The sequence below is a fragment of the Gilliamella sp. N-G2 genome (genome assembly GCF_002142215.1).
Classification (GTDB): Bacteria; Pseudomonadota; Gammaproteobacteria; order Enterobacterales; family Orbaceae; genus Gilliamella.
Window position 1 is genome coordinate 38,846 of record NZ_NAST01000006.1, and the last position, 20,997, is coordinate 59,842.

At 34.8% G+C, this 20,997-nt stretch carries 19 protein-coding genes; 5 read left to right on the forward strand and 14 right to left on the reverse strand.

The window, feature by feature from the left end; all coding sequences use genetic code 11:
* Positions 1–15 precede the first annotated feature (15 nt).
* From lysA to B6C99_RS04420, 7 genes are all read right to left on the reverse strand, one after another.
* Positions 16–1,269 carry a diaminopimelate decarboxylase gene (gene lysA / locus B6C99_RS04390; protein ID WP_086358717.1) on the reverse strand — a complete coding sequence of 418 codons (1,254 nt, stop codon included), beginning with the start codon at positions 1,267–1,269 and terminating at the stop codon, positions 16–18.
* Between the two features lie 12 nt (positions 1,270–1,281).
* Complete coding sequence (locus tag B6C99_RS04395) at positions 1,282–1,422, reverse strand: lipoprotein (RefSeq protein ID WP_086358718.1); 141 nt, start codon at positions 1,420–1,422, stop codon at positions 1,282–1,284.
* A 390-nt stretch (positions 1,423–1,812) separates the two neighbouring features.
* Positions 1,813–2,703 carry an L-ribulose-5-phosphate 3-epimerase gene (locus B6C99_RS04400; RefSeq protein WP_086358719.1) on the reverse strand — a complete coding sequence of 297 codons (891 nt, stop codon included), beginning with the start codon at positions 2,701–2,703 and terminating at the stop codon, positions 1,813–1,815.
* A gap of 67 nt (positions 2,704–2,770) precedes the next feature.
* A complete protein-coding gene (locus tag B6C99_RS04405; protein ID WP_034901424.1) occupies positions 2,771–3,415 on the reverse strand; it encodes a 3-keto-L-gulonate-6-phosphate decarboxylase UlaD in 645 nt (214 codons plus the stop codon).
* A gap of 14 nt (positions 3,416–3,429) precedes the next feature.
* Positions 3,430–4,128: an L-ribulose-5-phosphate 4-epimerase gene (locus tag B6C99_RS04410; protein WP_086358777.1), complete on the reverse strand. Its 699-nt coding sequence runs from the start codon at positions 4,126–4,128 to the stop codon at positions 3,430–3,432.
* Positions 4,129–4,131: 3 nt separating this feature from the next.
* A complete protein-coding gene (locus B6C99_RS04415; RefSeq protein WP_086358720.1) occupies positions 4,132–4,605 on the reverse strand; it encodes a PTS sugar transporter subunit IIA in 474 nt (157 codons plus the stop codon).
* A 25-nt stretch (positions 4,606–4,630) separates the two neighbouring features.
* Positions 4,631–6,394, reverse strand: coding sequence for a PTS ascorbate-specific subunit IIBC (locus B6C99_RS04420; protein WP_086358721.1), 1,764 nt, complete (start codon positions 6,392–6,394; stop codon positions 4,631–4,633).
* Between the two features lie 436 nt (positions 6,395–6,830).
* On the opposite strand from B6C99_RS04420, the gene ulaR reads away from it, so the two are divergent.
* Entirely contained in the window at positions 6,831–7,592 is a 762-nt protein-coding gene (gene ulaR / locus B6C99_RS04425) for an HTH-type transcriptional regulator UlaR (RefSeq protein ID WP_086358722.1), read from the forward strand.
* Positions 7,593–7,618: 26 nt separating this feature from the next.
* Entirely contained in the window at positions 7,619–8,686 is a 1,068-nt protein-coding gene (gene ulaG, locus B6C99_RS04430; protein WP_086358723.1) for an L-ascorbate 6-phosphate lactonase, read from the forward strand.
* Between the two features lie 108 nt (positions 8,687–8,794).
* Here ulaG and recG read toward each other — a convergent pair whose 3' ends face one another.
* The 6 genes from recG to pmbA form a co-directional block, all read right to left on the reverse strand.
* Entirely contained in the window at positions 8,795–10,888 is a 2,094-nt protein-coding gene (gene recG, locus B6C99_RS04435) for an ATP-dependent DNA helicase RecG (protein WP_086358724.1), read from the reverse strand.
* Positions 10,889–10,893: 5 nt separating this feature from the next.
* The gene (gene spoT, locus B6C99_RS04440; protein WP_086358725.1) at positions 10,894–13,002 is read right to left on the reverse strand and encodes a bifunctional GTP diphosphokinase/guanosine-3',5'-bis pyrophosphate 3'-pyrophosphohydrolase; all 2,109 of its coding nucleotides are present in this window, start codon (positions 13,000–13,002) and stop codon (positions 10,894–10,896) included.
* A gap of 19 nt (positions 13,003–13,021) precedes the next feature.
* Entirely contained in the window at positions 13,022–13,312 is a 291-nt protein-coding gene (gene rpoZ, locus B6C99_RS04445; RefSeq protein ID WP_086358726.1) for a DNA-directed RNA polymerase subunit omega, read from the reverse strand.
* A gap of 134 nt (positions 13,313–13,446) precedes the next feature.
* Positions 13,447–14,667: a CinA family nicotinamide mononucleotide deamidase-related protein gene (locus B6C99_RS04450; protein ID WP_086358727.1), complete on the reverse strand. Its 1,221-nt coding sequence runs from the start codon at positions 14,665–14,667 to the stop codon at positions 13,447–13,449.
* Between the two features lie 37 nt (positions 14,668–14,704).
* The gene (locus tag B6C99_RS04455) at positions 14,705–16,441 is read right to left on the reverse strand and encodes a SulP family inorganic anion transporter (protein WP_086358728.1); all 1,737 of its coding nucleotides are present in this window, start codon (positions 16,439–16,441) and stop codon (positions 14,705–14,707) included.
* A 6-nt stretch (positions 16,442–16,447) separates the two neighbouring features.
* The gene (gene pmbA, locus B6C99_RS04460) at positions 16,448–17,800 is read right to left on the reverse strand and encodes a metalloprotease PmbA (protein WP_086358729.1); all 1,353 of its coding nucleotides are present in this window, start codon (positions 17,798–17,800) and stop codon (positions 16,448–16,450) included.
* A 77-nt stretch (positions 17,801–17,877) separates the two neighbouring features.
* Here pmbA and yjgA point away from each other — a divergent pair, with 77 nt between their 5' ends.
* The 3 genes from yjgA (at position 17,878) to B6C99_RS04475 (ending at position 19,612) form a co-directional block, all read left to right on the forward strand.
* Positions 17,878–18,414: a ribosome biogenesis factor YjgA gene (gene yjgA / locus B6C99_RS04465; RefSeq protein WP_086358730.1), complete on the forward strand. Its 537-nt coding sequence runs from the start codon at positions 17,878–17,880 to the stop codon at positions 18,412–18,414.
* Positions 18,415–18,483: 69 nt separating this feature from the next.
* Positions 18,484–19,014, forward strand: coding sequence for an inorganic diphosphatase (gene ppa / locus B6C99_RS04470; RefSeq protein ID WP_086358731.1), 531 nt, complete (start codon positions 18,484–18,486; stop codon positions 19,012–19,014).
* Positions 19,015–19,402: 388 nt separating this feature from the next.
* Positions 19,403–19,612 (forward strand): cold shock domain-containing protein, encoded by a 210-nt coding sequence (locus B6C99_RS04475; RefSeq protein ID WP_065619463.1) that lies wholly within the window; start codon positions 19,403–19,405, stop codon positions 19,610–19,612.
* Positions 19,613–19,744: 132 nt separating this feature from the next.
* Here the strand turns inward: B6C99_RS04475 and gapA are convergent, their stop codons facing one another.
* The gene (gapA, locus tag B6C99_RS04480; protein ID WP_086358732.1) at positions 19,745–20,743 is read right to left on the reverse strand and encodes a glyceraldehyde-3-phosphate dehydrogenase; all 999 of its coding nucleotides are present in this window, start codon (positions 20,741–20,743) and stop codon (positions 19,745–19,747) included.
* Positions 20,744–20,997 lie beyond the last annotated feature (254 nt).

The window sequence follows — 20,997 nt, forward strand, 5'->3', positions numbered from 1 at the left end:
TAGCTTAATAATGAATTATAATACTAATTCACCCCGCCATAAATCATCAAAAGTTTCACGTTCTCGAATCAATTTATGCTGATTACCATTTTCAAGCATGACTTCTGCTGGTCGAGGATGACTATTATAATTAGATGCCATACTAAAGCCATAAGCACCTGCACTACAAATAACTAACAGATCATCTTGTTCAACTGAAAGTTCACGTTGATAAGCTAATACATCACTAGATTCGCAAATTGGCCCAACAACATTATAAATCTTTTTGGTATTTGAATCTGTTGATTCTTTAACAGATAGGACTTGCATCCACGCTTGATAAAGTGCTGGTCGAATCAGATCATTCATTCCGGCATCAACAATCGCAAAATGATTGCCATCTTGATGCTTAGTATATTCAACTTTAGTAATTAGTAATCCAGCATTGGCAACGATTGATCTACCTGGTTCGAAAACAATTTCAAGTTCAGGATAATTTTTTAACTTTTCAATTAGTTTTGATACCAGTAATGTCGCTGATGGTGGCTGTTCATCATCATAACAAACACCTAACCCTCCACCCAAATCAATATGCTCAAGATGAATATTTTCTGCTGCTAGTTGGTCAACTAATGCCAATATACGATCAGCTGCGTCAAGAAAAGGCGACAACTCAGTTAATTGAGAGCCAATATGACAATCAATACCGACTATTTTAATATTATTTAATGATGCTACTTTACGATAAGTATCTAAAGCTAATTGATAACTTATACCAAATTTGTTTTCACGTAATCCAGTTGAAATATACGGATGTGTTTTTGCATCTACATCAGGATTAATCCGTAAAGAAATGTTAGCTATTTTCCCTAATTGATGAGCAATATCATTAATACGATATAATTCAGGTTCTGATTCAACATTAAAACATTTAATTCCTACTTCAAGTGCACGTCTAATCTCAACAACAGATTTTGCAACTCCTGAAAATACAATTTTTTTAGGATCAGCACCAGCTTTTAAAGCTCTCTCTAATTCACCTTGTGAAACAATATCAAAACCGGCACCAAGTTTAGCTAATAAGTTTAAAACAGATAAATTGCTATTCGCTTTTGCAGCATAACAAATCAAATGCTTCTTATTTTTTAAAGATTCTTGATAAGAAAGAAATTGCTTAGTTATATGATCAGCAGAATAAACATATAAAGGAGTACCATATTGATTAGCTAAATCGCAAATAGCAACGTTATCCGCCAATAAATAGCCATTTTGGTAATGTAAAAAATCCATCATATTATTCCTTTAAGCTAATTTATTTGTATCATTAGATTCAATAATTGCATTTGACTGTTCTGCTGGATGATAAAGAGGTCCTTTTAAACCACAGCCTAATAAGGTGAAAATAACTAAAAAAAGAGAAAAGAGTTTTAGAGCGGATTTCATAAAATATTCGCAATTTAATCAGATTTATAATGCAGACTATATTACACGATAGCTATATTCGTGCAAAGATCAAATCATTAAGTTTTCTAAGCAAGATACAAAAAAATTTGAATAATTTTATACTATTGATAATAAAAAGTTATATAAAAATTGAATATAAATTACAACGCTTACATCATAGTATCGCTGAAATTTAGTTCAATTAATCATAATTATTTTATTATTGAGAATCAGAGAGTCTAAAAATAAAATTATAATAGCAACTAATAAATCTAAAGTTACCATAATTGGATTAACTATATATCTTCAAATGATTTATAAAGTATATCAATGCTCCATTTTTAGAATTCATAAAAGATGGAACATTGATAATTTATGATTAGATAAAAATTAACTAAAGAGGACAAATTCGGCATTTTCGGCTATGGTTTTGAGTCGTTTTTGAGCTGTTATAATGTTTTCTCTCCATTTATGATCTTTTGCCCACATTTCAATAACAAGCGGAGCAGTATAATTTATCTGTTTTAGTATTTTAAATATAGCAAGAAAATCAACCTCCCCTTCGCCAATAGTTAAATCTCTAAACTGACCAGAATAATTAGCTTTAACCTTATAAGTATCTTTTAGATGTATTTGAACAATGTGCTCTCGACTTAACATAAGCTCTGTACAGACATCATAATTCCAACCAGAAATATTCCCTACATCTGGATAAGCCATAAAATAAGGAGAATTGACCTCTTTTTTTAGAATTTCAAACTTACTGAGTGAATTGAGATAACTAGTATCCATGATTTCAACGGCAAGCATTATCCCCATTTTTTCAGCTTGTTTCGCTGACCACTGCATTCCCGCAATAAATCGCTGGTGAGTCTGTAAATTGGCTGGTTCATAATAAACATCATATCCTGCTAATTGAATTACCCTTATTCCTAGTTTATAGGCGAGCATCAGTGCTTTATTCATAATAACTTTGGCTTGCTGACGTATACTTTTATCTGCAGATCCAAATGGAAATTTACGATGAGCACTTAAACACATAGAATGCAATGGTAGTCCATATTGTTCACATAATCGCTTTAATCGATAAATCTCATCATCTGACCAATTAAGTCTTGCTCTTCGCTGTTCTGATTCATCAATTGATATCTCGATAAAATTAAATCCTAATGTTTTCGCTTCGTGCAGCTTTTCTTGCCAAGTAAGTTCATTAGGTAATGCCTTTTCATAAATACCAATATAATTAGATTGATTGGTCGGATTAATTGCAAATTTTGCCATAATAAAACCTAATAATATTTATTTGAACATCAAATATGCAGTCATTTTACTGACTGCATCGCATCTATTACCAATATTTAGCTATTTGCTCTCTTAAAGCTTGAGCAGTTTGTTTACCATTTTCACTAGCAAGAGCTCGACCAGCAATAAAGGCTTTGGTTTTAATTCCTGCAAATAGGTGAATATCCTCAGGGATAATTCCGCCCGTTATGGAAAGTTCAAGACCTAAATCTGACAATTGTCGCATTCTAACCAAATCATCCTCTCCCCATCCAATACCAGCTAATTCAGCATCACGAGAACGATGATAAATAGCCTGTTTAATCCCCAATTTTCGCCATGCTTTGGCATCTTCTAGTGTCCAATGACCATATAATTCGATCTGAATTTCGCCATTAAATTCGTCAGCCACTTTTTTACATGCTTCAATGGTAGCGATATGGGCTGCAGCCGAAACCGTTAACCAGTTAGCCCCAGCTGAGAAAGCCATTTTAGCTAATATCGCTCCACCATCAGTCGTTTTTAAATCACAGACTAATATATGATTAGGATATAATTTTCTTAGATTTTTAACGCTTTCTATTCCTGCACCAAAGGCGAGAATAGTGCCAACTTCAATAATATCAACAAATCCTGAAACATTTTTTGCCACCTCCAATGCTGAGGTTAGTTCTGTTTGATCTAAAGCAATTTGTAATTTTGGTGTTGTCATGTTGGTTTCCTTATCTAATTTGATTTTTGGCCATAATAAGCATTAGCGCCATGTTTGCGAAAATAGTGCTTATCGGATAATGTTTGTTGAATTTTGATGGTTTGATTAAGTTGTCGAGTTGAAATTGCCATCATTGCGACTTCTTCAAGTACCACAGCATTGTGCACCGCATTTAAGGCATTTTTACCCCAACAAAATGGTGCATGACCAGAAACAATAACCCCAGGCATTGCAATAGGATCAATACCGCGATGTTTAAATTCCTCGATAATAACTAATCCAGTATTTTTTTCGTAATCTGTCGCAATTTCACTATCAGTTAGTCGCCGGGTACAAGGTACATCACCATAAAAATAGTCAGCATGAGTGGTACCTAATGCAGGAATATCCAATTCTGCCTGTGCCCAAACGGTTGCATAACGAGAATGGGTATGCACAATTCCGCCAATATTTGCAAAGGCTTTATAGAGTTCGAGATGAGTTGCGGTATCACTAGAGGGATTTAGTTTGCCTTCGACAATTTCGCCGGTTAATGAAACCACAACAATATCATCTATGGTCATATCACAGTACTCAACCCCTGATGGTTTGATGGCCATGACTCCCTTTGCACGATCCACTTCTGATACATTTCCCCATGTAAAGGTGACTAAATTATATTGTGGTAGCAATAAATTAGCCTGTAGTACGCGTTGTTTTAATGCTTGAAACATCATTTAGCCTCCATTTAGCGCGCGATCGATAACCGCATAAACATCTTCTTTGCTGTTACAACGTCTTAATTTATCCAGATCAACACCTGTCTCACTATTTTCATCATCTAAAATTTGAGTCACTTCCATTAATCCTTCCATATGCTGATCAGAAGTACTGCCGGCGAGGGTAACTAGTACATCAACAGGATCGATCTCTCCCTCAAAATAAACAGGTTTTTTCAAAGTTACTAATGCAAAAGCCGTACGGTTTACGCCATCTTCTGGTCTCGCATGTGGCATAGCCAAATTAGGGGCAATAATGATATAAGGCCCCATGGTTTTAACGCATTGAATGATGGCATCATAATAACGAGGCTCAATCGCTTTAGACGCAACCAGCATATCTGTTCCTAACTTAACAGCTTCTTGCCAACTTTTAGCTTCTGCTTTGAGTAAAATAGAGTTATTTTCAATTAATGATTCTTTGAAAGCCATTGTTGAACTCCTTTAAATATTCTGCCTATTTACCATTCACTTTATTGATAAGCTCAATAAGTTCATCGCCGAAAGTTTGAGGATTTAACATGTTTTGGACACCTAATGCATGTTGTCCTTCATTAACCTCGATTTCATGAATCAAATGTTTAGAAGCAACGATAATGTCGACATTAGGTAGTTTTGATTTGTAATCCGTGACTGCGCATGAATCCATGACATTTGCGATACCTTTTTTATCTAAATAATTGGCAATTTTCATCTTCATCATCATTGATGATCCCTGACCACTACCACAAACAGCAAGAATACGAATCGGTTGACCTTCACTAATTGCCACTTCGTCCATTTTTTCAACTACTGCTTCATTAACATCATCATGAATATCATTGGTTGGTTGTTGTTTTTGTAAGGCTTCTTCGGCTCGTAGTGATTTAGCCGCAAAGAACATATAGACCAGAGATAACGCAATCAAGACATAGATAAATAGATGAGAGAAAGATAAACCTTGTAAAATCGGTGGGAATAAAATTGCCCAATCAGCCATTCCCATCCAGGAATCAATTGGCGTACCATTTTGGGCGAAGATATTAATTACCCAAGCAGAGCCTAGAACCTCAACCATTCCCATAACGAAACAGAGTTTCATTACCGCTTTCCATCCACCATAATGATTGGCAAATACGCCAATAGTGGCATTAGAGAAAAACATAGGAATAAAACCAGGAATAATCATGATTGGTGATTTAAATACCAGTAATAACGCTATTGCTAAAAATTGACCTAATGCCCCCCAAATAAAACCAAATACCATGGCGTTAGGTGAAAAAGCATAGATAGCCGCACAATCGATAGCCAATACCGCATTTGGTATTAATTTTTCAGAAATGCCCTTAAATGCTTCAGATAACTCCGCCACAAACATTCTTACACCACCAACAATAACTTGGATGGCTACGGCAAATTTAAGTCCGGTTTCGAAAATGTAGATAGTCCAGTGGGTCGACCCCGCCATTGTTTGTAAATTATCCAAACCAAATGAAAGAAGGATGATACCAAAAAAGAACGTCATCACAATCGTTGTGGCGGCAATACTATCATGGAAAATATGTAACCATTTTGGTAATTTTAAATTATCTACTGAATCATTTTTATCACCCAATTTTGGCGCTAATTTTACTGCAATCCATGAACCAAGCTGCTGTTGGTGGCCAATTGAAAAACCCGCACCACCAGTTACCGCTTCAGTCGGTTTAAACATCATATTTGAAAAAATTCCCCAATATAATGCCGTAATTATTGCTGAGTAAGTAATAGTTTCCCACATGCTATAACCAAATAGGAAGTAGAAAAGTGAAATTAAACCAACTTGTTGAAACATAATATGGCCAGTTAACATAATCGTTCTAATACCAGTTAAACGACGAAAAATAACAAGTAGGATATTAATAGCTAATGCCAATAAAACAGCATAACCAACCCATGAATACTGTTCACCCATCCCTTTTTCAACAGCAACCATTGAGGCATAAGTATCGATAATTGATCCAGTTATACCATGATATTCAGAAAGTTTAGCAATAACAGGTTTAAATGTTGAAACTAATACGCCTGAACCAACTTGTAACAGCATGAAGCCGACAATGGTTTTGATAGTGCCTTTTAAGATAGTTGTAATATCTTTTCTTAAAAGACAATAACCTAGCAATGTAACTAAGCCAAGCAATAACGGTGCCTTCGTCATAACTTGACTATAAAAGATATAAAATATGTTATAAATTACTTCCATATGTCCCTCTCATTGATTGTTAACAACTTTAGATAGCATCAGTGCTATAACATGGAGACATCAACCCCACTTATATGTCATTTGTATAATTATTCATCTCGCAAAACGAATTGATGGAACTTTTGCTCATTTATCGTTATCCAAATCGAAGAAATGAATAACTACTGCTATATTCTACAATCACAAATAATCACACAATGATTGTTTGTGATTATTTTGATCGAGATCACTTTTCTTACACTATTATCTAAACAAATGTGATTTCTGTCACATTTTGATAAAAAACCACAAGTAAAAACCAAAAATATAATTATTATTATCAATACATTGTAGTGAAAAATTAAGATTATTGATTTAAACGATTGACAAATTACTAAACGAAAATTAATATCATTTTCAATCATAAAAAATCATATTTACTTAATAAGAGGCAATAATGAACGAAATATCACGGCATAATGAAATTGTAGCGATGGTTAATGATCGAGGAATGGTAAGAGTAACCGAATTAGTCTCCTATTTTTCAATATCACCAGCCACGGCTCGTCGAGATATTACTAAACTCGATCAAGATGGAAGAGTAAAAAAAGTTCGTAATGGAATTATACGAATTGAAGTCGAAAAACCCATTTGGGCGCCGATAGGCAATAACAATACTGATCATTATCATGAAAAAGCACGCATTGCGATTAGAGCAGCCAAATTATGTGGAAGTGATGAAAATATCGTGATTAATTGTGGTTCTACAGCATTTTTGTTAGGTCGTGAACTGTGTGGTAAGAATGTTTCAATCATCACCAACTATTTTCCATTAGCGTGCTACTTGATTGAACATGATCATGAGAACGTCATCATCATGGGAGGATTATATAACAAAACACAAAATATTATTCTCAACCCAATCGCTAACATAACTGATTCTTATGCAGGTAAATGGATGTTTACCAGTGGTAAAACTTTAACGCCTAATGGACTATATAAAAATGAAATATTAGGTGCGGTAGCAGAACAACAAATACTTGAGAAAATAGAGAAATTAGTCGTTGTTGTTGATAGTTCTAAGATAAATACCAAAGCAAATTCTGGCATGCTTTTTTGTCCGATTACTAAAATTGATATTTTAATAACTGGCAAACAGGCAAATAAGGAAGTGATTGAAAGCATAAAGGAACAAGGCACAGAAGTGATTTTAGTTTAATAATTAAATTGTAAAAGGAACAAAGTATGAGTAAAGTAAACGAAATTACCAGAGAATCTTGGATATTGAATACCTTTCCTGAATGGGGAACGTGGCTTAATGAAGAAATAGAAACAACAGAGGTCAAACCTAATACGTTTACCATGTGGTGGCTTGCTTGTACTGGGATTTGGTTAAAATCAGCAGGTAATACTAATATCTCTGTCGATTTTTGGTGTGGTACAGGTAAAAAAACTCACGCCAATCCATTGATGAATAAACAACATCAAATGATGCGAATGGGTGGCGTGCGTGAATTACAACCAAATCTTAGAACCAGCCCATTTGTTCTAGATCCTTTTGCAATCAAAGAGATTGATGCTGTTATGGCAACCCATGATCATGCTGATCATATTGATGTCAATGTTGCGGCGGCAGTCATTCAAAACTGCTCACCAAAAGTAAAATTTATTGGCCCTAAAGCCTGTGTTGAATTATGGAAAAGCTGGGGAGTTCCTGAAGATCGCTGTATCGTTGCTAAAGTAGGCGAAACTATCCAAGTTGGTGATATTACCATTCGCGTTTTAGACTCTTTTGATAGAACTTCATTAGTTACTTTACCGAAAGGTGTTTCATCCACCGATAAATCCATTTTAGATGGAATGGATGATCGTGCGGTTAACTATTTATTCGAAACTTCTGGCGGATCACTTTATCATTCTGGAGATTCTCACTACTCTAATTATTATGCCAAACATGGTAATGATCATAAAATTGACGTTGCTTTGTTATCTTATGGAGAGAATCCGCGCGGCGTAACCGATAAAATGACTTCATCAGACATTTTACGGGCTGCGGAATCGTTAAATACTAAAGTAGTGATTCCATTCCACCACGATATATGGGCGAATTTCCAAAGTGACCCGCGTGAAATTGAAGTTCTTTGGCAAATGAAAAAGGATCGTCTGGAGTATCAATTTACGCCATTCTTCTGGCAAGTTGGTGGTAAATATACTTATCCAACCGATAAAAAGAAAATGCACTATCAACACTATCGTGGATTTAGAGATATCTTTACCGATGAACCTGAACTCCCATACCGTTCATTCTTATAAAGTAAAAAGATAAAGTAAGCGGACTTTGAATAATCTTAAAGTCCGTTTTTTGGTTGTAATGCAATCCATTATTTGATCTTCAGCCAAATTAAGCAATTAGTTATACAGCTAGGCATTTATATATTTCTGTCTTTCTGGCAACCAACATTCAATAAGTTGTTGCGCAGACTCTGGATAATCTTGTTGAATATAATATGAGGCTTGTTGAACATCGCTAATTAAATGTTGATCACGAATTAAATCAACCACTTTAAAGTTGGCGACACCCATTTGTTTGGTGCCTAGAATTTCGCCGCTTCCTCTAATTTCAAGGTCTTTTTGCGCGATAACAAAACCATCACTACTTTCGCGCATCACTTTCATCCGTTGTTGTGCGACTTTGCTCAATGGCGCTTGATACATTAAGACGCAATATGAAATTGCACTACCCCGACCAACGCGTCCTCGTAATTGATGTAATTGCGAAAGCCCTAATCGTTCAGCATTCTCAATAATCATTAAACTTGCGTTTGGCACATCAACCCCGACTTCAATAACGGTTGTTGCAACTAGAAGTTGTGTTTCACCTGATTTAAACGCTTTCATGACGGCTTGTTTTTCGTCCGATTTCATTTTGCCATGAACTAAAGCGATCTTTAGATGAGGCAATAACAGTCGTAGCTCTTCAACCAACATTTCAGCAGCTTGCGCATCTAGTGTTTCAGACTCTTCAACTAATGTACAAACCCAATAAACCTGACGATTATTAAGACAAGCATTATTCACTTTTTCAATAATCTCATCGCGACGTGAATTAGGTATAACAATAGTTGTTACTGGGGTTCGTCCGGGAGGTAATTCATCAATAATTGATACATCTAAATCAGCATAAACCGTCATTGCTAAGGTTCTTGGAATTGGCGTTGCCGTCATGATTAATTGATGCGGATGAAATTCATCTTTAACACCTTTTTCCCAAAGACTTAATCGTTGATTTACCCCAAACCGATGTTGTTCATCAATAATAACTAATCCTAAATGGCTAAACTTAACTTTATCAACGAACACCGCATGAGTACCGATTAACATTGAAATTTCACCCAATTCGATATCATTATAGCGTAGTCGTTTATTTTTAGTGGTTAAACGACCTGTGATTAGCTCAACCTTAATCCCTAGTGGCTCAAACCATTGGCAAAAATTATGAAAATGTTGTTCTGCTAATATTTCAGTTGGTGCCATTAAGACGACTTGTTGCTTATTTTCAATAGCATTTAAAGCGGCTAACGCGGCAACTAAGGTTTTACCCGACCCTACATCGCCTTGGACTAATCGCATCATTGGCACTGATTTTGCCATATCTTGATAAATATCCTGCACCACTCTTTTTTGCGCCTTGGTCGGTTCAAATGGTAATGCCGCAAGAAAAGGCTGAATATAATTTTGAGTAATATGCATTGGGTAAGAATGTTGTCTTTGATTATCACATTTAATTAGCAACATACTTAAATGATAAGCAAGCAACTCTTCTAAAATAAATCGTTTTATTGCCAGATGCTCGCCAGCAATTAACTGCTCAACATCGGTAGATAATGAAGGATTATGAACAATGTCTAATGATTCAATGACAGGCAAATATCTAGAACTCAATGTAGCTGGTAAAATTTCATCGGGGGGATTGCGTTTTAACAATATTAATGCCGATTGTATTGCCTTACGAATGACATTTTGAGTTAATCCATGGGTAGTAGAATAAATTGGTGTAAATCGCTCTTCATTGGCATCAGCAAAAGCGCTATGCGCTTCTTTTTGGGTTTGAATTTTAAATTGTGGATGAATAATTTCCGGATAATGACTGCCACTTTTTATCTCACCGTAAGCACTCACCCATTTACCAAGAGCTAGGGAAGCCTTCATCCCCATATTGAAATGAAGAAAACGTAAAATTGCGATACCCGAATCATCCTGAATATGACACAACAACATTTTACGTTTGGTAATGATAATTTCACTTTTAATGATACAACCTTGAATAGTGGTTGTTTCGCCAATTGCTACCTCACCAATAGCTGAAGATGTAGAACGGTCTTCATAACGAAGCGGAAAATGTAATAACAGATCTTGAACAGATTTAATGCCAAGAGAAAAGAATTTTCTTTCTAAACTAGGCCCAATTCCTGCTAATTTTGCAAGCGGTATTTGGTTTAGCAAACGATTGGCCATAAGAACTAATTAATATTACGAATTACACTCACTACATCTTGTTGTAGTGATAATTTTCTTATTAACTCATTGAGTTGTTGTGTATTTTTAACTTCAATCTGCAAAATAATGGTATAAATTTGTCTATCTTTTTCTTCGGTATTCAACCATTGAATATGGGCTTTCTCATCATTGATGATAGAAAGAACATGTCCTAAAGAACCTTGATTGTTGATAATATCTATCCAGATTTCTGCAACAAAAAACTGCTCAATATTAGGAGCCCATTTAAGTGGAATATATTTTTCTGGGTTATTTTGGTAACCACTGATGTTGCGACAAGATTCATGATGTACAGATAAACCTTTTTCCGGACTAACATGACCTATAATTGGATCATTAGGAATAGGGTGACAACATTTTGAAAAAGTAACTAATACGCCTTCACTTCCTGTTATAACTAATGTTTTATTTGCTTCAGATTGATTTGATAAAAGTGCTTTATGTTCAAGACTTTTGACAATAAAATGGCTCATAACATTGCCTAGTCCTATTTCAGCTAAAACATCATCAAACGAAGTCAACTTAGTCAGCTCAACAATACGAGCTTTTTGTTTATCAGTTAGTGACTCAATTCCACTTGATTTAATTAAAGCCAGATTAAGTAATTTACGTCCTAAGAAAATGGCATCTTCTCGTTTCAAAGCTTTTAATGCTTGTCGAATACGTGATCTGGCTTTTGCACTTACTACAAAATTTAACCAACTTGCATTAGGACGACTTTCAGGAGAAGTAATAATTTCAACAGTTTGACCATTACTTAAAGGTTGAGAAAGCGGATAAGGTTTACGATCAACTAACGCACCAATACATTGGGAACCGATATCAGAATGCACCGCATAAGCTAAATCAACCGCTGTTGAACCTTCAGGTAATTGTACAATTCGACCTTTTGGTGTAAAAACATAAATCTCTTTTGGAAAAAGATCAGATTTAACATTTTCAATAAATTCGAATGAATTACCAACACTTTGTTGCAGTTCTAACAAACTCTGCATCCATCGTTGGGTTTTAATTTGAGTAGTGGTATTGTTTAACTCATCATTCTCATTATAAATCCAATGTGCAGCAACTCCCATTTCTGCCATTTGATCCATATCTTCAGTTCGAATTTGTACTTCTACCGGTGTACCATGAGGACCAATTAATGAAGAATGTAATGATTGATAACCATTGGCTTTAGGAATAGCAATATAATCTTTGAAACGATTGAGTCGAGGTTTATACAAATTATGCACTAAACCAAGTGCCCGATAGCAAGTATCAACATCTTCAACTACAATCCGGAAAACATAAATATCCATAATCGAACGGAAATGCTGTTCACGAAGTTGCATCTTTTGATAAATAGCATAAATATTCTTTTCAAGTGCTTCCACTTGAGCATCAATTTTCGCTTCAGCTAAACGCCCACTAATCTCAGATAAAATTTGTTGGATAAGTTCTTTTCTTGTGCCTCGAGCAATTTTGACCACTTTTTCAAGAACTTTAGCTCGATTAGGGTGCATCGCAGTAAAACCAAGTATTTCAAGTTCTGTTTTAATATGATGAATACCTAAACGATGAGCTAGAGGTGCATAAATTTCTAAGGTTTCTTTAGCAATACGACGACGCTTATCAGGTCTTAAAGCACCAAGCGTACGCATGTTATGAGTTCTATCAGCTAACTTAATTAGAATCACTCGTACATCTTCGGTCATGGCTAAAACCATTTTGCGAAAATTTTCAGCTTGAGCTTCTTGTCGATTTCTAAATTTTAACTTATCAAGTTTTGAGACACCTTCAACTAACACTGCAACATGTTTACCAAACTTTTGAGTGATGTCTTGAAAGGTGACCGGAGTATCTTCGATGGTGTCATGTAACAGTGCCGCGGTAACGGTTTCATAATCTAACCGCATTTCGGCTAAAATGGTTGCTACCGCAACCGGATGAGTAATATAAGGTTCACCGCTGGAACGGAATTGTCCATCATGTGCTTGCTTCGCAAAGAAATAGGCATCTTGAATAAATTCAACTTGTTTCGCTGGAAGATAAGATGCAACAACCTCTTTTAAGCTTTCAAAATATTGCATGGACAATCCTCTGCAATGTTTATTCGTATGAAGGAGTGTTTTCTAAAAGTACCGATTCATGAAGAGCATTACGCACTTCAGATTCTTCATCTTGACGAGCTTGAAATTCAGCTGTATCGAGAATTTGTTTATTTACAAGACCATTCTCAATTTCGCGTAAAGCAACTACAGTTTCTTTATCATGTTCTTCAGGAATTAATGGTGTTTTATTTTCAACTTGTAATTGGCGAGCGCGTCTTGCTGCAACTAAAACGAGATCAAAGCGATTACCAATTTTTTCTACTGCATCTTGGACAGTTACACGAGCCATTTTTACCTCTAATATATTAACTTATAAGCTTCAATTGAAAGATCCGTTATTCTACTTAATTTTGTAGGGAATTGTCCATAACTAATATAAGTAACAAGTTAAAAACCTTTGTTAAATTATTCGAAAAGATAAAACTATACAATTAGCTCTAACCAAACATTAGGCCCGACGATAGGCATATTTAAAAGATAACGTCGTAAACCATCCAACGCAATTGCAGCCAAAACTTGTTGCTGAGTTCTTTTACTTTGACTTCGGCCAATATACTTTAAGTTGAAATGCAATACTTTTTTTAATGTTGCAATAATTAAAGTAAATTGACTATTCTTTTCTTGAAAATTGATAATACCGATTGCAATATTAGCACCTTGTTCTTTTAATAATTTTGTGAAATAACTGCTCGGGTCATCCAATAATAAAGATACAATCTCTGATTTGATGACAGGAGCATCAGCTTCGAGCAATTGATAACTAATCATCCCCGCTGATTGTTGTTCAATAATAACGATAGATTGATTAGTATCGTGCAATAATTTTGATACCACATGAGCCAATCCTGATTCATCTAATTCATTTAATACACCTTCATAAAGCAAATTAGCATTAACAATCGATTTAATTTGTTGCCATAGCTTATCCATTTCACTTCTTTGGCTTTCTGGACCCGTTGCTTTTAATTCAATAATAGGCATTGCTGCACGATAACCAATCGTGATATTTTCTGGAATCTTAAGTGTGGCGTCAATTTCTTGTGCTAAATCGCTTTCAGTTCGGCCCATTGTTGTTAATCGATAACAAAGTTTGCTTTCAGTCAGCGGATAGTTTAACTTGATCTCGGGGAGAATCTCATTTTTAATCATTTGTTTAAATTCAGAAGGCACACCTGGAGTAAAAAATAATAAACAATTATTCAGCTTCATTTTAAAACCGCATGCGGTACCAATAGGATTATCAATTAACGTCGCACTTTGAGGTAACATGGCTTGTTTAATATTACTTGCAGGCATCGTTCTACCACGATTAAGAAAATAACGCTCAAGTGACTTAAGCCATTCTTCGTGTAAAACTAACGATTCATTATTGGCCAGTGCAGCTGCTTGAGCACTAAGATCATCACTAGTCGGCCCTAATCCACCATTGACAATTAAAATATCATTTTGCAAACTACGCTCTTTTAAAGTTTCAATCAGCATTGATAAATTATCCCCTATTGTATGACGAGAGGTAATAGTAATACCTTCTTGAAACAGAAAATCAGATAACCATGCAGCATTAGTATCAATAATTTGACCATATAAAACTTCATCACCGGTACTAATCATTTCAATTTTAATACGATCTTTGATGTTACTCATAATTACCCTTAGTTAATTAAAAATGATTATTCAATATTTAGTTAATAACTTCTTCATCCACTTTATTGTCCATATGCTCCTTACTTTGCACTAATCGCACAGCAAAATAGAGGTCATAAGCAAATTCAATATAATCACTATCTAATTTAAGATTCATCTGTTTAAACCAATTTTTTAGTGTTTTGCGTCGACCAGCCAAAATTAGCACGACATTTCTAACTTTTAATGAATTTACCAATTCATCAATCCCCGTCAACACACTAACATCTTTATAAGTAAAACAAGGTATCGCATCAACAATAACATAATTAATCGGATCAGCAGAATCATCAATATAATTGATGATTCTACGCTTAAAATAAGCAATATTAAAATAAGTAAGTGGCGAATTAAATCGATAAATCATAGTATTACTCAATGGGTTAACATCAGAACCAATTGAATGAATTCGACCACTATCATCGACACCTAATAGCTGATCATTCGGTCTAAAAACACGACGCAAAAATAAAAATAATCCTAATAAAACCGCTAGCGCCATCCCCGGAATGATACCAATAATTAAAACCGAAATAAGTGTAGTTAAACTTAAATAAAATGCATCGCGATCAAATTTAAAAAACCGAATAATTGTTTGAAAATTAATAAGTGATAACGAAGAATAAATTAAAATCACGCCTAATACACAGGTAGGTATGTATTGTAATGGAGATAAAAAGAACAACACCACAAAGCCAATTAAAACAGCTGCTATGATTGACACTAACTGAGTTTTACCTCCATTAGCATCATTAACAGCTGTTCGAGATGAGGTACCACTAACAACAAATCCTTGAGATAACCCAGCAACTATGTTGGCCATACCCAATGCTTTAAATTCCACATCGGCATTGGTTTCATAATTATTTTTAGAAGCAAAACTTCGTACCGTTATCATCATACTAACAAAACAGATAACGGCAATATTAAGAGAAGGAACGACTAAATTTCGCATTAAGCCTTTATCAAAATCTAACCATGACTCTGCTGGAATGAAATCACTGGTCACACTACCAATAATCCGTACGTTATATTGTTCAAAATTAAACAGCCATGAAAAAAAAGTCATAATAATGACCGCAAACAGTGGTGCTGGATAACGTGGTTTAAATTTTTTTAAAGCCACCAATGTCACTAAAGTAAAAAATGACACTAACGCAGTTAATACATGAATCTGCGATATCTTTAAAGGGAAATAAACAATGCGCTCAATCAAATAAGAGTAGTCATACTTAAATCCCAATGTTTTGGCTAGCTGATCAACCATAATCGTAATTGAAATACCATTTAAAAGACCAATTAAAATTGGTTGGCTTAATAAATCAGCTAAAGCTCCTAGGTGAAGTTTTCCGGCAATTAGACACCAAATACCAATCATAATGGTTAATAATACAACTAATTGCCAACGTAAAACGGGATCATTAGCGGCTAAAGGGAAAACTACAGCGGCTACAACTGCGCAAGTTGCTGTATCTGGCCCAACGATTAATTGCTTAGAAGAACCAAATAGTGCATACACAATCAGTGGCAAGATCGTCGAATATAAGCCAGCAATTGCTCCTACACCGGTGAGTTCAGCATATGCTATTGAAACAGGTAACGATACCGCTGCTACTGACAATCCAGCTTTAATATCAAAATTGAGATATTCTCGTTTATAATGCAATAAACTCATCAGCCCAGGCATCCAAAAAATGATTTTTTGGAATAATGCGCTATTAGTAAACTTTCCCATGTTTAATTACTTTCCTGCTATACTCATTTTTTCAATCAATATTGAACCACATTGTATATTACTTCTTGTTTCAATATCATTACCTATCGCTACAATATTTTGATACATTTCTTTAAGATTACCGGCAACGGTAATTTCATTAATTGGATATTGGATTTTACCATTTTCAACCCAAAAACCCGTAGCTCCACGCGAATAATCACCGGTCACATTGTTAACACCTTGTCCCATTAATGACGTAATAACAACACCTTTATCTAGTTTTCTTAACATTGCAGTGAAATCAGCATCAGTTTGGCTTGGTGAGACTAACCAATTATGTGTACCACCTGCATGTCCGGTAGATTTCAAACCTAATTTTTTGGCTGAATAATTACTTAATAAATAAGTTTGCAAAATACCTTGTTCAATAATATTGCGCTTAACAGTTCTCGTCCCTTCACTGTCGAATGGTGAAGACCCTACTCCTCTTAAAATATATGGGTCTTCCAAAATTGTCAGCCAAGCGGGAAAAATTGCTTTTCCTACACTATCCAACAAAAAAGAAGACTTTCGGTAAATCGAACCACCACTAATTGCGGCAACTAAATGCCTTATTAAACCAACTGCTACTTCAGAACAAAAAAGGACAGGTACTTGCATGGTTGGAATTTGTTTAGCACCTAAATGTGCAACAGCTTTCTCAGTGGCGAGTTTTCCTACCCAAGCTGGTGATTGCATCTCATTAACGTCTCGAGATGAAGTATAGGCATAATTACGCTCCATTTGCCCATTTTGCTCAGCAATAACCGAGCAAGAAAGCGAATGTGAACTGGCGCAGTAGCCTTGTAACATTCCTAAACTATTACCATAAACATATACACCATAACGACTATTAAAATAACCACCATCACAGCTTATTAATGAAGATTCTGCAAGCGCTGTTAGTTCCGTCTGTTTTGCTTGTTCTATTGCATTATCAACATTTAAATCACTTGGATGAAAAAGATCTAAATCAGGAATATCAAATGCCATTAACTCACGATCGCCTAAACCAGAACATGGGTCAGGTGAAGTATATTGCATAATATTGATAGCCATATCCACTGTTTGGCTGATCGCCTGTGGCGACAAGTCACTGGTAGACGCGCTGCCTTTACGTTGATTTTGATAGACGGTTATACCTAATGCACCATCACTATTAAATTCAACATTTTCAGTATCCCCTTCTCTAGTACTGACACTAATACCAGTAGATTGATTAATCGACACCTCTACTGAATCGACCCGAGCTTGTGCTTGTTTGATAGCATCGGCAACAATAGCGGATAGATGTTGTTGTTGGCTTATCGCATCTTTTTTAATTTGTTCAATACTCATTTTATTATTTTCTACAATTCTGCTAGTGATACGTTATAATATGCCAGAATTTAATTTTAGTTAACAAAAGAAATAGCATGAATAACAATCAAGAGCCAAATCTAGAACCCGACTTCAATATAAATCAAGAAGATGATGAAATTATTTACGTTAGTAAAAGTGAAATCAAAAGAGATGCCGAGGTGCTTAAAAAATTAGGTGTCGAACTTGTCAATTTAAGCAAAAATGAAATAAGTAAAATCCCACTTGATGAAGACTTATTATATGCTATTGAATTAGCTCAAAAAATAAAAAAAGAAGGCTATCGTAGACAAATTCAATACATAGGTAAATTACTTAGAAATCGTGATATTGAACCGATTACACAGGCATTGGATAAACTCAAAAATCGTCATAATCAGCAAGTTTCCATGTTTCACCGATTAGAGAAACTACGTGATGAATTGATCGAAACTGGCGATGCTGAATCAATTATGGAGTTATTTCCTACCGCAGATAGACAGCAATTACGCACACTTGCGCGTTCAGCTAAAAAAGAACTAGCTGCAAATAAACCGCCAAAAACAGCCAGACAAATTTTTCAATATTTAAAAGAATTGAGCGAAACAGAGTAAGTTTTTATAATGTTCGCTTTATATTTATGATTAAACACTACTAACTAATAAAAGATAGAGGATACAAAAATGGGACTATTAAACGTACCAGCCGGTAAAGAATTACCTGATGACATCTATGTTGTGATTGAAATCCCAGCGAATGCTGACCCAATTAAATATGAAGTCGATAAAGATACAGGTGCAGTATTTGTTGATAGATTTATGGCAACTGCAATGTTTTATCCATGTAATTACGGTTATATTAATCACACTTTATCACTTGATGGAGATCCAGTTGACGTATTAGTTCCAACTCCATACCCATTACAACCAGGTTCTGTAATTCGTTGTCGTCCAGTTGGCGTATTAAAAATGACCGACGAAGCTGGTTCTGATGCAAAATTAGTAGCGGTTCCTCATACTAAACTGTCAAAAGAATATGATCACATTAAAGATGTTGATGACTTACCAGAATTATTAAAATCTCAAATCCAACATTTCTTTGAACAATATAAAGCCCTTGAAAAAGGTAAATGGGTGAAAGTTGACGGTTGGGATAATGCCGAAGCAGCTCGCAAAGAAATTATCGAATCTTTTGAACGCGCAAAACAAAAGTAATTTGCAATATACAAAAAAGTAATTTTTTGTCTGAGTCATAAAAAATTTTTATGACTCTTTTTTTTATGTTTATTTTAACTTTCGAAATAACCTCAAGTAGTTATAATATCAGTAATTTATCATAGATCAAAAAACAATCAATTACAGAAAAATTATAAAAAAAACTTCACTCTAAGATGAAAAAAATGTCATGAAACTCTTGCTTTCGATTATAATTTATGAGGTAATAGTAATGGGCAAACGAAAGAAACATTTTTATGGAAACGATTAACTTTTTAATTTAGTGGTAAACTGGTTAGATTAGTTTTTGAGTGGATGTAAATAATGTTTAGTTAAGCCTAAACAGCCGATAAGGCAAATTATTAATTATTGTTAGGATGTCTAGTCAATGAATAAAAAAACAGGCCAAGTAAAATGGTTCAACGAAAGTAAAGGTTTCGGTTTTATTACCCCAACCGATGGAAGCAAAGATGTATTTGTTCACTTCTCTGCTATATCAGGTGATGGATTTAAAACCCTAGCTGAAGGACAACAAGTCGAATTTGCTATCCAAGATAGCCCTCGTGGACCAGCAGCGGCTGAAGTTGTTGTTATCTAATTAAATTTAATTAAATAATATAAGCAAAACGCCTATTTTTAGAAATAGGCGTTTTTTATGCGTACAAATAATGATTTCAAGCAGAAGTTAAAAAAGCGACACCAAGGTCGCCTTTTTAATTACAATAGATTCTTATTTTTTAGAAACAACTGCGATTAAGTCTAATACTTTATTTGAATAACCAACTTCGTTATCGTACCAAGATACTAATTTAACAAAGTTATCGCTTAATTGGATACCCGCTTTAGCATCAAATACAGAAGTACAAACTTCACCTAAGAAATCTGTAGACACAACGTCATCTTCAGTATAACCAAGAACGCCTTTCATTGGACCTTCTGCAGCAGCTTTGATTGCTTTACAGATATCTTCATATTTAGCTGGTTTTGCTAAACGAGCTGTTAAGTCAACAACAGAAACGTCTGGAGTTGGAACACGGAAAGCCATACCAGTTAATTTACCATTTAATTCAGGAATAACTTTACCTACCGCTTTAGCCGCACCAGTTGATGAAGGGATGATATTTTGAGCTGCACCACGACCACCACGCCAATCTTTATGAGATGGACCGTCAACAGTTTTTTGAGTTGCTGTAGTTGCGTGAACAGTAGTCATTAATGCTTCAACGATACCGAAGTTATCATTAACTACTTTAGCTAAAGGCGCTAAACAGTTAGTAGTACAAGAAGCATTAGAAACGATATCTTGACCTGCATATTCTTTATCATTAACACCCATAACAAACATTGGAGTATTGTCTTTAGATGGGCCAGTTAAAACAACTTTTTTAGCACCAGCTTGAATGTGTTTACGAGCAGTTTCATCAGTTAAGAATAAACCAGTTGCTTCAGCTACAACATCAACACCTACTTCATTCCATTTTAAGTTCGCAGGATCTCTTTCAGCAGTAACGCGGATTGTTTTACCGTTAACAATTAATTTACCGTCTTTAACTTCAACAGTACCGTCAAAACGACCGTGAGTTGAGTCATATTTAAGCATATAAGCCATATAATCAACGTCTAATAAATCATTGATAGCAACGATTTCGATGTCAGAGCGTTTTTGAGCAGCACGGAAAACAATACGACCGATACGGCCAAAACCATTAATACCTACTTTGATTGTCATAACAATTACCTTCTTTTTGTTTTAAATGATAAAAATAACTTGCAGTAAACTACCAAATTTTGGGGGCTTATTCAAGACCATTACACATAATTAGGCACGAATTAATCAAATAGTTTTTAATCATAAAAGAAATTACAAACTATACTCAATAAAATCATATAATTAATGTGATAAAAAATTTTACTCTAAGCATAAAAATAACCACTGCATTAAGTAAAAATAATTCGTTATAATAAGTTGGATTATAAGAATAA

What these genes read in the sequence shown, in the direction of transcription:
- lysA (WP_086358717.1), bottom strand. Translation starts at nt 1,269, where the DNA reads ATGGATTTTTTACATTACCAAAATGGCTATTTATTGGCGGATAACGTT.
- B6C99_RS04395 (WP_086358718.1), bottom strand. Translation starts at nt 1,422, where the DNA reads ATGAAATCCGCTCTAAAACTCTTTTCTCTTTTTTTAGTTATTTTCACC.
- B6C99_RS04400 (WP_086358719.1), bottom strand. Translation starts at nt 2,703, where the DNA reads ATGGCAAAATTTGCAATTAATCCGACCAATCAATCTAATTATATTGGT.
- B6C99_RS04405 (WP_034901424.1), bottom strand. Translation starts at nt 3,415, where the DNA reads ATGACAACACCAAAATTACAAATTGCTTTAGATCAAACAGAACTAACC.
- B6C99_RS04410 (WP_086358777.1), bottom strand. Translation starts at nt 4,128, where the DNA reads ATGTTTCAAGCATTAAAACAACGCGTACTACAGGCTAATTTATTGCTA.
- B6C99_RS04415 (WP_086358720.1), bottom strand. Translation starts at nt 4,605, where the DNA reads ATGGCTTTCAAAGAATCATTAATTGAAAATAACTCTATTTTACTCAAA.
- B6C99_RS04420 (WP_086358721.1), bottom strand. Translation starts at nt 6,394, where the DNA reads ATGGAAGTAATTTATAACATATTTTATATCTTTTATAGTCAAGTTATG.
- ulaR (WP_086358722.1), top strand. Translation starts at nt 6,831, where the DNA reads ATGAACGAAATATCACGGCATAATGAAATTGTAGCGATGGTTAATGAT.
- ulaG (WP_086358723.1), top strand. Translation starts at nt 7,619, where the DNA reads ATGAGTAAAGTAAACGAAATTACCAGAGAATCTTGGATATTGAATACC.
- recG (WP_086358724.1), bottom strand. Translation starts at nt 10,888, where the DNA reads ATGGCCAATCGTTTGCTAAACCAAATACCGCTTGCAAAATTAGCAGGA.
- spoT (WP_086358725.1), bottom strand. Translation starts at nt 13,002, where the DNA reads ATGCAATATTTTGAAAGCTTAAAAGAGGTTGTTGCATCTTATCTTCCA.
- rpoZ (WP_086358726.1), bottom strand. Translation starts at nt 13,312, where the DNA reads ATGGCTCGTGTAACTGTCCAAGATGCAGTAGAAAAAATTGGTAATCGC.
- B6C99_RS04450 (WP_086358727.1), bottom strand. Translation starts at nt 14,667, where the DNA reads ATGAGTAACATCAAAGATCGTATTAAAATTGAAATGATTAGTACCGGT.
- B6C99_RS04455 (WP_086358728.1), bottom strand. Translation starts at nt 16,441, where the DNA reads ATGGGAAAGTTTACTAATAGCGCATTATTCCAAAAAATCATTTTTTGG.
- pmbA (WP_086358729.1), bottom strand. Translation starts at nt 17,800, where the DNA reads ATGAGTATTGAACAAATTAAAAAAGATGCGATAAGCCAACAACAACAT.
- yjgA (WP_086358730.1), top strand. Translation starts at nt 17,878, where the DNA reads ATGAATAACAATCAAGAGCCAAATCTAGAACCCGACTTCAATATAAAT.
- ppa (WP_086358731.1), top strand. Translation starts at nt 18,484, where the DNA reads ATGGGACTATTAAACGTACCAGCCGGTAAAGAATTACCTGATGACATC.
- B6C99_RS04475 (WP_065619463.1), top strand. Translation starts at nt 19,403, where the DNA reads ATGAATAAAAAAACAGGCCAAGTAAAATGGTTCAACGAAAGTAAAGGT.
- gapA (WP_086358732.1), bottom strand. Translation starts at nt 20,743, where the DNA reads ATGACAATCAAAGTAGGTATTAATGGTTTTGGCCGTATCGGTCGTATT.